Origin of the sequence: Pontibacter harenae, assembly GCF_020907245.1 — a bacterium.
Lineage (GTDB): Bacteria > Bacteroidota > Bacteroidia > Cytophagales > Hymenobacteraceae > Pontibacter > Pontibacter harenae.
Genome location: NZ_JAJJWH010000025.1, coordinates 17,349 through 33,456, shown reverse-complemented (window position 1 = coordinate 33,456; position 16,108 = coordinate 17,349). Strand labels below are relative to the sequence as shown.

Here is a 16,108-nt window from a genome sequence, read left to right as displayed (position 1 = left end):
AATTTACGTGACAATGACCATAGGTTTATGCGTTTTTGTGCGTATTTTGTTATAGAATCTGATGCTGTAGGTAAAACTGTTTTATTTCTGATAGCCTTAACAAAGTCCTTTTGCCAATGATGCGAGTGCTTAAAAATACTATCCTGCTGGCTTTGTTAATGATAACATCATTGAGCAAGGGACAGTCGTTTAAGTTTGCGTTTGTTTCGGATACACACATTGGAGGCAATACTGCAGAGGAAGACCTTCAGCGCACGGTAAACGATATTAACGCCAATCCTGCCTTAAGCTTTGTTGTTTTATCTGGAGACATTACTGAATTTGGTTCCGACGAGGAACTGACGCTGGCAAAGCAGGTGCTAGATGGATTGAACAAGCCCTGGTATATTGTGCCAGGTAACCACGATTCAAACTGGTCGGAGAGTGGCAGCAACAGCTTCAGGACCATTTTCGGAGCCGAGACTTTTGCCTTTACGCACGGCGGCTATTTGTTTGCAGGTACCAGTTCAGGCCCGAACATGCGCATGGGGCCAGGACAGGTGCCAAGAGAAAATCTTGTGTGGCTTGATTCTGTGCTGACCAACATGCAGGACCCGAGCATGCCTGTCATCTACATCAACCATTACCCGCAGGACTCTTCGCTGAACAACTGGTACGATGCCATTGATTTGCTGAAGAAACGAAACACACAGCTGATTCTGCATGGGCACGGGCATGGCAACCGCCGCTTTACCTACGACGGCATCCCCAGCGTAATGGGCCGCTCTAACCTCAGAGCAAAAGATCCTGTCGGCGGGTACAACATCTTAACGATAGAAAACGGCGCGGCAAGTTTTGAAGAAAGGAACCCCATGGAGCAGACGCAGAAGAAATGGGTAGAAGTACCGTTACAGAATCATCATTACGAAAAGGAAACAGCACAATACCACCGACCATCTTTTGCGGTAAACAAACTATACCCGAACGTGAAAGTAGTGTGGGAGTACCAGGATGACAGCGACGTAGGAGCTGGAACAGCTACAGGTAAAGGCGTAGTGGTGGCAACCAATACCAGCGGCGAAGTATATGCTTTAGCTAAGAAGAGTGGCAAGCGCAAGTGGACCTATAAAACAAACGGCAAAATTTATTCTACACCTGCCATAGCAGGAAATTATGTGGTGGTAGGTTCGTCCGATAACCATATTTACTGCCTTTCTGCCTCAAACGGAAAGCTGCTTTGGAAGGCAGCGTCCTCCCGACCTGTACTTGGTTCTCCTGCCATTCAGGATAAGGTAGTTTATATCGGAGCCTCCGATGGACATTTTAGAGCCTTCAGCCTGAAGAACGGACAACTGCTTTGGGATTTTGACCAGGTGAACAACTTCGTAGTAACAAAGCCGCTGTTTTACAAAGGCAAAGTATACTTTGGAAGTTGGGGCAACGATTTTTATGCCTTGGATGCCGCCACAGGTAAACTAGCCTGGAAGTGGAACAACGGCTCCCCCAACCGCATGTTTTCGCCTGCTGCCTGCTATCCTGTAGCTACCAAAGGCAAAGTGTTTATAGTTGCCCCAGACCGCTACATGACTTCTTTGGATGCTGCAACAGGTAAAGTAGTATGGCGCAAGCAAATGAAAGACATTCGTGTGCGTGAATCGATGGGAATGTCTGCAGATAGTGCGCTGGTGTACGTGAAAACGATGGACGGACAGGTATATGGTGTGTCTACAATTGCAGATTCTATGCAAATCGACTGGAAATCAAAGCTGCAGCTGCCTTACGAGCTGGTTCCATCGGCTATCGTGGAGAGCAACGGCATCGTGTATGTGCCAAGCCACTCAGGTATGGCAAGCGCCATCGACAGGAGAAGCGGAGAGGTGCTGTGGAAGTATAAAGTATCAAACGGCCTGATGAACCCGATTATGCCGCTGGATAAGAAAAGAGTTGTGGTGAGCACGATGGACGGCAAGATCGCTTGTCTGGAGTATTCCACTGAAATAAGCGAAAAATAGAAAAAGACTTTTAGAAATATACAAATGGAAATCACTACCGAGAAAGAGTCAAACTACGATAATCTGGAGAAGATGTCTGTAAAGGAGATCCTGGAGAATATCAACAATGAAGACAAAACTGTACCGAATGCTGTGGAGAAGGCGCTTCCGCAGATAGAAAAGCTGGCATTAGTGGCGGCGGAGAAAATGAAAGCAGGCGGAAGGCTGTTCTACATCGGGGCAGGTACAAGTGGCAGGCTCGGCGTGTTGGATGCCTCGGAGTGTCCTCCAACCTTCGGTGTGCCTTTCGATTGGGTAGTGGGTTTAATTGCAGGTGGTGATGGTGCCATCCGCAAGGCCGTGGAGTTTGCCGAAGACGATACTGAGCAGGCCTGGAAAGATCTGCAGGAGTATGGCATAAACGAAGGTGATATAGTAGTTGGCCTGGCAGCATCTGGCACTACGCCTTACGTGATTGGCGGGCTTAAAAAAGCCAACGAAAACGGTGTGGCTACGGGCTGTATTGTGTGTAACTCAGGTAGCCCTGTAGCAGCTGTGGCACAATATCCTGTAGAAGTGGTGGTTGGTCCTGAGTTCCTCTCTGGTTCTACCCGCATGAAATCAGGCACGGCGCAGAAGCTGGTACTGAACATGCTGAGCACCACCGTAATGATACAACTCGGCAGAGTGAAGGGCAACAAAATGGTAGACATGCAGCTTTCGAACCACAAACTCTACAACCGTGGTGTACGCATGATCATAAGCGAAACAGGTATAGACGAGGCAACCGCCGCCGCTCTTTTAGAGAAACACGGCAGCGTGCGCAAAGCCATCGATAGTGTGTTGATTTCTTCTTAAGTTGTGCTTTTGACGCTGGTGCGAGCTTGCAGCTCGTACCTCTATCAAAGCATAGGGCATAGGAAAGTTTTGCTGCACATGTAGCAGTAGTCCCATGAATTGAAACAGCATTGAGCGGGTAAATGTGTTGAGATACGAGCTGCAAGCTCGCACCAGCGCTTTGTTTTTCCTACAAGATGACCTTCAAAGGGGACAAAGGTTCAGCCTCTTCAATTGTTAAATAGAAACCCTGTAAAAGCCACAGCGCGAATTAAGTAGCAAAGGTGGCATATCTTGTTTATACTTGCAGAACCGCCCGCTTTAAAAGCAAAGGTTTGTGCCATTTATCTTTTTCGCACCAGATTCTATAGCTTATGTCTCCTATTGTGCTCTTGTCCTTCCTGATAGGCTATTTTGCCGTTCTGATAGGCATCTCTTACTTCACCTCGAAAGGCGCCTCCGATAACTCTAGCTTTTTTATAGCCAACAGGAACTCGAAGTGGTATTTTGTGGCCTTCGGGATGATAGGTACAGCTTTGTCTGGTGTTACGTTTATCTCGGTGCCTGGCGCTGTGGCCAACAGCAGTTTCGGTTATTTCCAGTTTGTACTGGGCAATGCGGTTGGTTTTGTACTAATTGCCACCGTGCTGCTGCCGCTGTATTACCGCATGAACCTGATCTCCATTTATACTTACCTGGAACGGCGGCTGGGTTACTGGAGCTATAAATCGGGAGCTATGATCTTCCTGGTTTCCCGCGTAATCGGCTCTGCTTTTAGATTATACTTAGTAGCTATTGTGCTACAGAAGTTTATTTTTGATGCTTGGAATGTGCCTTTCGGAGCCACAGTGGCCATTTGCCTCGTACTCATCTGGCTGTACACGCACAAAGGCGGTCTTAAAACCATTGTGATTACGGATACGCTTCAAACAGTTTTCCTGCTGAGTTCGGTACTGCTCTCAATCTGGTTTATCTCTAGGAGCTTGAATATGGATTTGATGCAGACGTTTGAGGCGGTGAAAGAAAGCTCTTACTCAAAGATGTTTTTCTGGGAAGACTTCTTAGGTAATAAAGCCCATTTCCTGAAGCATTTTATAGGTGGAATTTTCGTAACCATCGCTATGACGGGCCTGGACCAGGACCTGATGCAGAAGAACCTCAGCTGCAAAAATATCGGCGAAGCCCAGAAAAACATGCTCACTTTTACGGTAGTGTTTGTGTTTATCAACATCTTCTTCCTGAGCGTTGGAGCTTTGCTATACCAGTATGCTGCTGCGAACAACATTGATGTAACGGCGCTGAGAACGCCTGACCACCTGTTCCCTGAAATTGCACTCAACCACCTGAATATCATTCCTGCCATTGTGTTCATGCTGGGTTTAACGGCGGCTACCTTTGCCACTACCGATTCAGCCCTCACCGCTTTAACTACCTCTTTTTGTGTCGATTTCCTGAACTTCGACAAGAAAGCAGATCAGAATGATCCTGGCCTGGTGCGTACGCGGCACATGGTACACATTGCTTTCTCAGTGGTGATGCTGCTGGTGATACTTGTGTTTAGGATGATAAACGACGACTCAGTGGTGAATGCTATCTTTAAAGCCGCTGGTTATACTTATGGTCCGCTACTGGGATTATTCGCTTTTGGCATGGCCAATCAGCGAGGCGTAGCAGACAAGCTGGTGCCTTTTATCTGCCTTGTCTCACCTATCATCACCTACGTGCTTGATAGCAATTCTGTAGCCTGGACGGGCTACGCGATGGGCTTTGAACTGATCGTGGTAAATGCAACGATTACATTCCTACTGCTGTTGCTTACCAGCAGGCCAGGCACAGCAGAAGAGAAAACTGCTTTTGCGAACTCAGGTTCTAAAGTAAAACAAACAACTTATTAAGCTTCCTTTTTTATGGAAATTGAAAAGCTTTTGGAAACCGTTTTGCCAAAAGCGCGCATACGCTCACGGCTAATTGATGTAGTTTCTTACGCATCGGATGCTGGCTTTTATTACCTGAGGCCGAAGGCCGTGGTGCAGCCCATCTCGGAAGAAGAGGTGAAAGGCCTTTTCGCACTTTCGCAGCAGCATAGGATTCCGCTTACCTTCCGTACTGCTGGCACCAGCCTTTCGGGGCAATCCATAACAGATGGTATACTGGTTGATCTGAGCCAGTTCTGGAACAAAGTGCAGGTGGAGGCAGAGGGGGAACTGGTGCGGGTGCAGCCAGGTGTGATTGGGGCCATCGTAAATGCTTTCCTGCGGAAGTATAAACGCAAAATAGGGCCAGACCCTGCGAGTATTAATTCGGCCATGATGGGTGGTATACTCTCTAATAACGCCAGCGGCATGTGCTGCGGCGTGAGCAAAAACTCCTACCATACCACCAAATATATTCGGTTTATACTACCCAACGGCAAGAGCTATACGACCGAATCGGCACTGGATTATATCAAGTTTGGTGAAGAATGTCCAGCGCTATACTGCAAGCTACACGAACTGAGGGCACAGGTACAGCAGAACCCTGCGCTGCATGATTTGATTCGACACAAGTATAAAACCAAAAATACCGTTGGCTATTCCGTTAACGCTTTCATCGACTATAACCACCCGCTGGACATACTGGCGCACTTGCTCATAGGGGCAGAAGGCACGTTGGGTTTCATAGCAGAAGCTGTGCTGCGAACTGTTCCTGACTATCCAGCTAAATCCACGGCACTGCTATACTTTCCTGATATCTATGCGGCCTGCCAGGCTATTATGCCTTTAACAGCAGTTGGTGCAGAGGCGGTAGAACTCATGGACAGGGCCTCGTTACGTTCCATAGAACATATGGCGGGAGTGCCTGCCATTATCAAAACTTTGCCAGAAACGGCTGCTGCTTTACTGGTAGAATTCCAGGGACATAACCTGGAGGAGCTGCAGGAGAAGATTGCCAACTTCTTATTAGTTTCGCCTCAGCTGGCATTGCTGGAGCAGCCTGTTTTCACCGCCGACCCAACGGAGCAGGCACTGCTATGGAAGGTGCGCAAAGGCATGTTCCCTGCGGTGGGTGCCGTAAGAGCCAGCGGCACTACGGTTATTCTGGAAGACATTGCCTTTCCTTTGGAGAAACTAGGCGATGCTATCCTGGACCTGCAGGCGCTTTTCCAAAAACACAACTATAGCAAGGCCATTATCTTCGGGCACGCCAAAGACGGCAACATACATTTTGTCGTAACACAGGCTTTTGACTCGCCTTCCGAAATAGAAAGGTACAACCGCTTTCTGCAGGAGGTGGTGGAACTGGTGGTGCAGAAGTATAACGGAGCCCTGAAAGCCGAGCACGGTACAGGCCGTAACATGGCCCCATTTGTGGAGACGGAGTGGGGAAGCGAGATCTATGGTATCATGAAAGCCTTGAAAGAGACCATCGATCCTGATAACCTGCTGAACCCTGGCGTGATCATCAACCACGATAAAAATGCGCACATCCAGAACCTGAAAGAGTTGCCGAAGGTGGAGGAGGAAGTGGACAAGTGCATGGAGTGCGGTTTCTGCGAACACAAGTGCCCTAGCCGAAATATTACGCTTACGCCCCGACGGCGCATTGTGGTACGCAGAGAACTGCTGAAGCTGAAGCGTCAGGGAAACAAAAAGCAGCATAAAGAGCTGCTACAGCAGTACCAGTACGATGGCCTGGACACCTGTGCTGTGGATGGCCTCTGCGCCACCGCCTGTCCAGTCGACATCAACACGGGCGACCTGGTAAAACGGCTGCGACGGGAAAGCCACAGCGATCTGGCGAACGAACTGGCGCTGCTGGTGGCGAAGAATTTTAAGCCTGTTACCTCCGTCGTGAAAGCTGGTTTAAAAGTGGGTGCTGGCGTAAACAGCTTCTTTGGCGAAAACACCTTGGCAAAGCTTACAAAGAGTGCGAAAGATGTAGTGCCCGCCATGCCTTTATGGTCGAACCAATTGGCGGCTGCGCCTGGTTTTGCCGCTCAGGTAGCAAAGGCGAGTAGCACCAGAGACAAGGCTGCCGTGGTATACTTCCCGACCTGTATTTCCCGCACCATGGGAGATACGGCAAGCGGAAAGAAAAGCACCGTAGAAATTTTCATCAGCATATCAGAGAAAGCAGGTGTAGATTTTTTGATTCCTCAGGACACCCAAAGCGCTTGCTGCGGACAGATTTTCTCATCGAAAGGCTACAGCAAAGCATTCGCCTACACCGCCAACGAGACAATAGCGAAAGTATGGCGATGGACAGATGAAGGCCGTCTGCCACTGGTGCTCGATGTCACCTCCTGTACTTATACTTTGCAGCATTGCCGCCCTGTGCTCACGCCCGAAAACAAAGCCAGATTCGATAAGCTCAAGATTATCGACAGCATCGACTACATAGTAGATCATTTGCTGCCTCGTGCTTTTGTGGCGCGGAAGAAGGAGCGGGTGGTGCTGCACCCAGTGTGCTCGCTGCAGAAAATGGGGCTGGAAACGAAATTTGTAAATATAGCCAGGCAGCTGGCGCAGGAGGTAACGGTACCATTGCACGCAGGCTGCTGCGGCATGGCTGGCGACAGAGGCTTTTTAGTGCCCGAGCTCACCAAATCGGCCACCGCACCCGGAGCAAATGAAGTAAAGCAGCAGGAATACGACGGCTATTACTCCAGCGCCAAAACTTGTGAAATGGCCATGACAGAGGCAGTCGGTAGAAATTATGAATCGATTATGTATCTGCTGGATGAATGTATAGCGCAGCACCCAGGTACGGAAAGTATAGCCGCAAAGGGAACACCTGGCAAACTGCAGACGGCGTAAAAGGCAAAAGAGGGGCTGCTTCTATAGAAGCAGCCCCTCTTTTGCCTTTTACGTGTGGGTTCTTATGCCACTACAAAATAGCTTCACTTATGTTTGAGAGTTGTGCTACCTGCGTTGCAAACTACAGTACTGTTATGGCTTTCGTGTATTCTTGTAGCTCAGGTGATTTTGGGCTTAAGTCTGTCACCAAATAATGTATTGCATTCAGTTCGCAAACTGTCATGTTCTGATTCGAACCGAGCTTTTCAGATATGCTCATGATGACTGTTTTCTTGGCAGACTTGATCATCGCTTTCTTTACCTGCACAACTTCCCAGTCAGAGTCAGTAACGCCGTCTTCCACCGAGACACTGTTGGTACCCAGTATACATAAGTCTACTTTAATTTCCGATAGCTGGCTCACCACCTGTGCTCCGATGTTGATGTGTGAGTTTTTGGAAAGCTGTCCACCTAAAAGAAAGATATTGATGTTGCTACGTTCTGCCAGCTCCAGTGCAACCAAAGGGCTAACCGTAAAGAAAGTGCATTTCAAGCTATCAGGAACCATGCGGGCAACTTCGATCATGGTAGTGCCACCGCCTACAAGCACTATCATTTCATCCTGAAGAAGTTGTATTACTTTGCGGGCAATCTCCTTCTTAGATTCCTTGGCATACACATCAGATTGTTGAAAAGGGTAGTGGAAAGACTTTGATAAAGCGCCTCCGTGTACTTTCAGAATTTTGCCGCTCTCCGCCAACTCATTTAAATCCCTTCGTACCGTATCCTCCGATACATTAAGTTTTAAACTTAAATCTGATGAAAGTACTTTGTTGTGTAGGTTTATCTGCTTTATGATAAAAGCCTGCCGTTCTTCCTTGAGCATACTGTTCTTCTTTGATAGCTAACTATCAAATATAATGCAATTTCTATAAATTAGATAGAAGCGTGTACGGCTGCGCCTAATTTCTAATTCTTAATTTTTAATTAGGTGCATCCGTAACTATACCTTCACATAAATCCGCTTTTTATCCATCCAGAAACCAACCAGCCACATCACAAGCATGTAAGTTATGGCGAAGAGCAGCGAAGCAGTTTTTCCTTCTGTCCAGGTAAGAAATAGGTTTTCGTAAAGCCATTTTTGCAAACTTATACCATTAACCTGCACAAAGTTGAGAGTTTTGATCAGCAGCGTGGCCAGTGCAAAAATAAATAACGGGTTTCTGCCGAAAGCCTGGAAAAAGTAAGTCCATTTTACAAAACCCATTACTTCTATAGTAAAGATCAGGGTGCCAAGTATGATCAGGCTCAGGCCGACCGTGTGCAATACATATGAGCTCGTCCAGATAGGCTTGTTGATGGGGAAGTACAAATCCCACACAAAAGCAATGGCTACCAGCACAGCACCAGCCACATTCAGCTTAGAAACTGTGCCCATATTGTTGCCATTCTTCTGTATGAACATGCCTGCAACATAACCTGCTATTACGTTTACAGTGGCAGGTAAAGTGCTTAGCAAACCTTCAGGGTCGAATGGGATGCCAAAGCCCTTGTAGAGGTTCTGCTCGGGTAGTAGCATACTGTCGAACTTTAGGGCGGCGTTGCCTTCCAAACTATAAGGATCGGCGACATCGCCGAAGAAGTACATGATGGCCCAGTAAACGAGCAGCGCTACAACACTGGAAGCAAGTGCCCCTTTATACCTCAGGTAGTGCACAACCAAAGACGCGATGCAGTAACAAAGGGCAATACGCTGCAGCACACCCATAATGCGCAGGGCTGTAAAATCCTTTAGCACCAGTTGTCCTTCGGGTTCGCGTGTGACAAAAGGGAAAAGGTTAAGAAAAAGGCCGATGAGAAAAATAAGCGCTGTTCTTGTAAATACTTTTTTCAGAAAAGAGCTTTCTGGCTGCGTCTCAAACTTGCGCATACTAAAGCTCATGGCGTTGCCCACCACAAACAGGAACGAAGGGAATACTAAGTCAGTGATCGTAAAGCCGTGCCAGGCTGCGTGTTTAAAAGGCGCATAAATGTTGCCCCAGGAGCCAGGGTTATTTACTATTACCATCAAGGCTATGGTTAATCCCCGAAGGACGTCGAGTGCCAGGTATCGCTCCGAATTCTTGGTGCTGAGCAGACCCGTTGTTGAGTTGGTGGAAGCGGTAACAGTTTTATGCATGACTTAAAAGATAGGCTAATAAGACAATTAATAATCATAAACAAAGAAGCCGCTCCTTTACAGGGAGCGGCTTTTCTAACTTATTTTATTTTATCGAAACAGGTTTTTTCTTTGTTTATAGCTTTATCCATGGCATCATAAACTACCTGTAACACCTTAGTGCGGGTGTTTAGTCTGCTCAGTTTCGGATTCTCGCGGGTAGGGTTTACGCGGTTCGACAGAAATATATATACGATGTCATTTATAGGGTCAATCCAAGTATAAGTGCCTGTAAAGCCAGAGTGGCCAAAACTTTCAGCAGGAGCGCTTTTGGCTGCGTTGCTATTTTCGCTTCCTGGCTTAGAAGGTCTGTCGAAGCCGAGGGCGCGGTAGTTGCCTTCATCGCAGAATTGGCACTTGCTGAATTGGCTCACAGTATTGCCTGCTATGTAAGTTCGGTTGGCGTAGGTACCATCGTTTAAGTATAGCTGCATCAGCTTGGCTAAGTCGTTGGCATTGCCGAACAAACCTGCATGGCCACTTACACCGCCCAACATAGCTGCGCCTTCGTCGTGCACCGTACCGTGTAGCAGCTGCTTACGGAAATGTGGTTCATACTCCGTAGGCACAATCTTCGACTGCGGGTAGTACTTGTAAGGGTTAAAAGTTAATGAAGTGGCACCAATCGGTTTGTAGATGTTCTCCTTTAGGTAAGATTCAAACTCTTTTCCTGTGATGTTCTCAATTACTTTCGGAGCAAGTATAAACGACAGGTCGCTGTATACATAGCCAGGCTTCTCATTCAGCGGCGATTTGGCAATCTCTTTGTAAATCTTGTCGGCATATTTGCGGTGGATGTACAGGTTCTGCGCTACTTTAATTGGGAAGCGGGCAGAGGAGTCTGTTTTAAAAGTAGCCCACTTAAACTTACCGTTTTTCTTCACTGTTTCTTTCCAAAACGGAATCCATGACTTCAGGCGTGCTTGGTGCGTAAGTATGTCGCGGTACTTTAGACTCTCTTTGTTTGAGCCCTGCATCATCGGCAGGTAGCTGCCTAAGGTTCTGTCTACATCAAAGCGGCCTTCGCCTTTCAATTTCATGAAAGCAGCCAGTGAGGTGCTGATTTTAGTTACAGAAGCCAGGTCATACAGGTCTGTTTTCTGCACAGGCATTTCATTATCGTAGGTGTGGTGGCCGAAAGCTTTGTAGTAGATCACTTTGCCGTTTTTAGCTACCAATACTTGTGCGCCAGGCGTTGCCTGTTCACGGATAGCCTCTGCCACAAGTGAGTCTATACCAGCAAGGTCCTGAGTTTTTAAGCCCACTGCCTCTGGCATGGTATAGGCCAATCGAAGGCCGCCTTGTGTCGTAAGGCCGTCGCCAATGCGGAAGGCATTCGAAACCGTAACAGGCAGTTTTCCTCTCGCCCCGATGCCACCGAAAATCAACTGAGAAGCTAAATCCTGCGCCACGTCATTTTCCTGGTAGGCTGTAAGCACGGCATCGGCTTTTTCAACGCCTTCGAATTTGGCTAAACTATAAACGTTGCCAAACACGCTAACTATAGTTGGTTTAGAGCGAATCAGGTCTTTCAGGAAGAGGTTCATCTCGGCAGTGATGCCGAAGTTGCTGCTGCCCGCTTTCAGTTGAAGTTTATGCACTCCTGCTATCACCAAGTTATAGTTTTGCAGCTTTTCCTTCATCTGCTGCAACTCTGCTAAGGTGCTGTTAGGCGAAAGAAAGAAAGTATCTACTTGTGTATAGCGGGACAGGCCACGCTGAAAATCGGTTTCCTGGGTAGTGCCTATAGCTAAGGCCGCTACTTTTAAAGTATCTAAAGTCTGGATCGGGAGTATGTTCTTTTTGTTGCGCAGCAGCGTCAGCGATTGCTCCGTCAGTTGGCGGTTCAGGTACTGGGCGTGCGGGTTGTTCAGGTCCTCAATCAGGTGCGCTGTTTCAATCGGTTGCCATTTGTCCAGGCCCATCCATTGTTTCGCGGTGAGTACTTTGCGGCAGCGGGCATCAATTTCTTCCTGCGTAATTTCTTTGTTAGCTATGGCATTCTTTACCTCTGCTATCGTGGTTTTTACATCCATCGTGTTCAGCATCACATCGTTTCCAGCCAGCAAAGCCTTCACGTCAACCACACCAGGAGGGTAAAACTTGGCCACGCCTTGCATGTTTAGCGCATCGGTAAACACCAACCCTCTAAAGCCCAGTTCTTCTTTTAAAAGATCGGTAACGATGGATTTAGATAAAGTAGAGGCTAGGTTTGGCGTGTTGTCCAGCACAGGAATGTTCATGTGAGCCACCATCACACTGCCCAAGCCGTTTTTTATCAGCTCACGGAAAGGGTACAGTTCTGTAGAGTCGAGGCGAATGCGGGAGAAGTGGATAACAGGCAGGCCGTAGTGCGAGTCTACGTTTGTATCGCCGTGACCGGGGAAGTGTTTGGCACTTGCCAGTACGTGCTGGTCCTGCATGCCTTTCATGTAAGCAATGGATTTACGGGCCACGTTATACTTGTCTTCGCCAAAAGAGCGGAAGCCAATAACAGGATTGTTGGCGTTGTTGTTAATATCTACGGTAGGCGCAAAATTCACGTTGATGCCCATGCGCTTACACTGGCGGGCAATTTCAGCACCCATCTCATACAGCAACTTCTCATCCTGAATGCCGCCCATTGACATTTGGTAGGGGAAACGCACGGTGCTGTCCAGGCGCATCGAAAGTCCCCACTCGCCATCTATCGATACCATCAGCGGCACTTTGTTTTCGCTCTGGAAACGGTTCGTCATCTTGGCTTGCCGTACTGGCCCGCCCTGGAAGAAGATAACGCCGCCTACTTTATAGGTTTTGATCAGGTTGCTCACCGAGTCGATATGTGCCTGGTCTCTGTTCGAGTAAACAGGAATCATGACTAATTGAGCAATGCGTTCCTCTGGCGTTAGGGAATTGAACACAGAATCGGCCCAGGCTTGGTTACCGCCATAGAAAGGAGGATCGGTGGCTGGATTGAAAGCAGGAGTCTGCTCACGCTTGGCTGCAGGTTTGCGGAATTTTGCGTTCTTGTGTTGGGCCTGCAGGTTATTCAGGCAAAGCGCCAACAAAAGCAGAATGCTAAAGGAGCAGAGAAATTGTTTTTTCAAAGCGATAAAAGATTTGATAGTAGCAGATCTACTGCAATTTAAAAGAATTTTGCTTAGTTTTATTTTTATTTGCAGGATTTTTTTTAATTCCCGCAAATAAAAGCAATATTAGTGTCGTGTAATGTAAGGTTGTGTGGGAGATAGAGCTAAAAGTGCTGTGAAAATCGTTTTTTAGGATCTGCTTTTTAGCTAATGCACGGTGGCTGTGCAAGTTGTGCCAGACGGAAGACTACAGCAATTTAACAATCTGACAATTTAGCAAATAGTACATCAATCAACAACCAAAATTTGGTACAGGCAAAACTTATGAAGTATTTTGCGATTAGACTGACTTTATTTTTAGCGGCGGGTGCTTTGGTCGCCTCCTGCTCAGTTAATCCTTATGCTTCCACCAATCGATCTTATAAAAAGCAGGTTAAGGCCTATACCCGTGCTTTGCGAACTGCTCCCCTGCAAGAGGTCGACACCATTGCATATCCGCGGGGAGACCAGTGGGTGGGCACCACCAACTTCAGTATGCGCAAGCCGAACTATGTGATTATTCACCACACGGCCCAGAATTCTACAGAGCAGACACTGAAAACCTTTACCACACCCCGCACCAGTGTAAGTGCGCATTATGTGATCGGGCGCGACGGCAAAGTATACCATATGCTGCACGATTACTTGCGCGCCTGGCATGCAGGGGCAGGTAGATGGGGCAACGCCACCGATCTTAACTCCTCTTCTGTAGGCATAGAACTGGATAACAACGGCTCAGAGCCTTTTACAGATGAAATGATCACTAGCTTGATAGGGGTGCTGGCAAAACTGAAAAAAGAGCATGGCATACCCGCAGCCAATTTTATAGGCCATTCTGATATTGCGCCAGTTCGGAAAGTAGATCCTAGTCCTTTGTTTCCCTGGAAGAAATTGGCAGACAACGGCTATGGCCTGTGGTACGATGAAAACGTGCTGGATAGCGTGGTGGTGCTGAATAAGCCTGTGCTGCAGGATAGTACGCTGAACCTGGAGGCGTTTCAGGTGTTCAAGAAAGTGCCTGTGCAGGGGCCAGTGCCTGAATGGTTTAATCCGCAGGAAGTCTTACGCATTATCGGCTACGACACACGCAACATGGATGCTGCCATTAGAGCTTTTAAAATACACTTTGTGCAGCAGGATGTAAGCCCTGTGCTAACGGAGCAGGATAAGGCGATACTTTACAATTTGTATAAGAAGTATTTATAACGATACACGTAGCACGACACAATACACACGACTTTTTTATACATGGTTAAGTGGTTATTGCTAAATAGATGGTGCTCTTATAGTTTGAAATCTCAACCATCTAGCAATTAAATCATGCAGCCATTTAACAATTTAAAGCGAAAACATAAACGATGACCCGATTGCAAACTATAAAGTACAGGTTAGGCTGGCAGCTGTGCTGTTGCTTGGTAATGCTATTGCTGTTGGGTTGTAGTAGTTCGAGAAATACACCTGTGGCATCAACGGAGCCTTATGAGCCTGCCGTTATCAAACGGCAGGTGCTGGAGTCGGAGGCGCTGCATAATCGTTTTGTGGGGTTTGCTTTGTACGATCCTGAACTGGGGCAGATGGTGGTGGAGCATAATGCCGATAAGTATTTTGTGCCAGCCTCCAATACGAAACTCTTTACGTTCTACGCCTGCCTTAAGATGCTGAGCGATTCTATACCTGCGCTGAAGTATGCAGTGCACGGCGATTCGCTACTTTTCTGGGGTACTGGCGACCCAACGTTCACTCACATGGATGTGAAGAACTCTCTGGCCTACGATTTCCTGAAGAACCGCCCAGAAAAGCTATTCTATATCGATGCGCCTTTTGCCAGCACACCCTTTGCCACCAACTGGGGCTGGGACGACTATAACTATTATTATCAGCCAGAGCGTAGTGTTTTTCCGATACACGGCAACATCATCAAGTTTACGAGCAAAAATGGCAGCCCTTATACTACCACGCCTGCCTATTTCAGGAAATCGATACAAGTAGACACTTTGCAGGAAGGGCAGGGCGGCGCATTTGTGCGAGGCTGGCGAACGAACGACCTGACCTACTACCCGAAAAATGCAGCTAAAATCTATTCGCAGGAGGTGCCTTTCATAATTTCACCCGAGATGACGGTACAGCTTTTGGCTGATACACTCAAACGACCTGTAACGCGGGTGAAGCGATCGGTGCCACAAGATGCGCAAACATTCTATGGTTTGCCTGCCGATACCGTTTACAAGCGAATGCTGCAGGTAAGCGATAATTTGCTGGCGGAGCAGTTGATGGTGCTGTGTTCTGGCACACTCTCCGATACATTATCAGTGGAAAAGGCCATCAGGTACACTGTAAACAATTATCTAACTGATCTCCCTGATAAGCCTGTATGGGTGGATGGCTCTGGTCTGTCGAGTATGAACATGTTTACACCGCGCAGTATCATCGTTCTGTTGCAGAAGCTACAGCAGGAGCGGCCGCAGGCAGAGTTGTTCAAGCTGTTGGCAGCAGGAGGCAGACCAGGTACATTTAGAAGTATATACCAGGCTGATGTGCCGTTTGTGTTCGGAAAGTCAGGTACGCTGTCGCATGTGCATAACCAGAGCGGCTACATCATCACGAAAAGCGGGAAAGTGCTCCTCTACAGTTTTATGAACAATAACTTTAGAGGATCATCTGCTGAAATCCGCAACGAAATGGTACGTATCATGACGGAAGTGCACGAGAAGTATTAGGGCTGCGCTTTGCTGCGCCAAATTAAAAATTAGAAATTAAGAATTAGGGATTAGATATCAACACCGCTAGTGCGAGCTTATAGCTTGTACTAAAATGGTCAAGTACAAGATGTGCAGGTGTAAGATACAGTTAAAACCTCTGCTTATGCCAAAGTTAAGTTCCTGCTGATGGAAAGAAGCACGAGCTACAAGCTCGCGCTAGCGGAAGCTAACGGAAAAAGATTACCACAGAAGTAAAAAAAAGCCGTTGGTGATCGAGGAAAAAAGCTTTCCCAGTTTTTCCATGAGGCACCTTGTAGGTGTTGCGGTGCCTGCAGGGCAGCACGAGCACCGCGAGGGCAGCTTCAGCTACACAGTGCCGAGTGGGAAAACGAGTCCCCGCGGACTTGGAGCGCACATAGCAAACTATAAAACTATAGGTTTGTAAAACTGAGGATGGACAGTAACTATAAAACGATAGTCACTGCATAAGTATTAAGGG

At 47.5% G+C, this 16,108-nt stretch carries 10 protein-coding genes; 7 read left to right on the top strand and 3 right to left on the bottom strand.

From position 1 onward, the window contains the following. Positions 1–158 precede the first annotated feature (158 nt). The 4 genes from LN893_RS13270 (at position 159) to LN893_RS13255 (ending at position 7,603) form a co-directional block, all read left to right on the top strand. Positions 159–1,991 (top strand): outer membrane protein assembly factor BamB family protein, encoded by a 1,833-nt coding sequence (locus LN893_RS13270; protein ID WP_229970808.1) that lies wholly within the window; start codon positions 159–161, stop codon positions 1,989–1,991. A 24-nt stretch (positions 1,992–2,015) separates the two neighbouring features. Continuing rightward, positions 2,016–2,828: an N-acetylmuramic acid 6-phosphate etherase gene (murQ, locus tag LN893_RS13265; RefSeq protein ID WP_229970806.1), complete on the top strand. Its 813-nt coding sequence runs from the start codon at positions 2,016–2,018 to the stop codon at positions 2,826–2,828. Between the two features lie 353 nt (positions 2,829–3,181). Continuing rightward, on the top strand, positions 3,182–4,702 hold the full coding sequence (locus tag LN893_RS13260) for a sodium:solute symporter (RefSeq protein WP_229970804.1): 1,521 nt from the start codon (positions 3,182–3,184) through the stop codon (positions 4,700–4,702). A 12-nt stretch (positions 4,703–4,714) separates the two neighbouring features. Beyond that, positions 4,715–7,603, top strand: a complete 2,889-nt coding sequence (locus tag LN893_RS13255; protein ID WP_229970802.1) for an FAD-binding and (Fe-S)-binding domain-containing protein — start codon at positions 4,715–4,717, stop codon at positions 7,601–7,603. 121 nt (positions 7,604–7,724) lie between these two features. On the opposite strand, the gene LN893_RS13250 is transcribed toward LN893_RS13255, so the two are convergent. The 3 genes from LN893_RS13250 to LN893_RS13240 all read right to left on the bottom strand — a co-directional run bounded on the left by LN893_RS13250 (position 7,725) and on the right by LN893_RS13240 (position 12,889). After that, positions 7,725–8,468 (bottom strand): DeoR/GlpR family DNA-binding transcription regulator, encoded by a 744-nt coding sequence (locus LN893_RS13250; protein WP_229970800.1) that lies wholly within the window; start codon positions 8,466–8,468, stop codon positions 7,725–7,727. Between the two features lie 117 nt (positions 8,469–8,585). Then, complete coding sequence (locus LN893_RS13245; protein WP_229970798.1) at positions 8,586–9,761, bottom strand: acyltransferase family protein; 1,176 nt, start codon at positions 9,759–9,761, stop codon at positions 8,586–8,588. Positions 9,762–9,841: 80 nt separating this feature from the next. Beyond that, positions 9,842–12,889 carry a serine hydrolase domain-containing protein gene (locus LN893_RS13240; RefSeq protein ID WP_255710060.1) on the bottom strand — a complete coding sequence of 1,016 codons (3,048 nt, stop codon included), beginning with the start codon at positions 12,887–12,889 and terminating at the stop codon, positions 9,842–9,844. A gap of 306 nt (positions 12,890–13,195) precedes the next feature. On the opposite strand from LN893_RS13240, the gene LN893_RS13235 reads away from it, so the two are divergent. The 3 genes from LN893_RS13235 to LN893_RS13225 all read left to right on the top strand — a co-directional run bounded on the left by LN893_RS13235 (position 13,196) and on the right by LN893_RS13225 (position 16,054). Beyond that, positions 13,196–14,116: an N-acetylmuramoyl-L-alanine amidase gene (locus tag LN893_RS13235; protein WP_229970796.1), complete on the top strand. Its 921-nt coding sequence runs from the start codon at positions 13,196–13,198 to the stop codon at positions 14,114–14,116. Positions 14,117–14,370: 254 nt separating this feature from the next. Then, the gene (locus LN893_RS13230; protein ID WP_229970793.1) at positions 14,371–15,627 is read left to right on the top strand and encodes a D-alanyl-D-alanine carboxypeptidase; all 1,257 of its coding nucleotides are present in this window, start codon (positions 14,371–14,373) and stop codon (positions 15,625–15,627) included. Positions 15,628–15,910: 283 nt separating this feature from the next. Continuing rightward, positions 15,911–16,054 carry a hypothetical protein gene (locus LN893_RS13225; protein WP_229970791.1) on the top strand — a complete coding sequence of 48 codons (144 nt, stop codon included), beginning with the start codon at positions 15,911–15,913 and terminating at the stop codon, positions 16,052–16,054. Positions 16,055–16,108 lie beyond the last annotated feature (54 nt).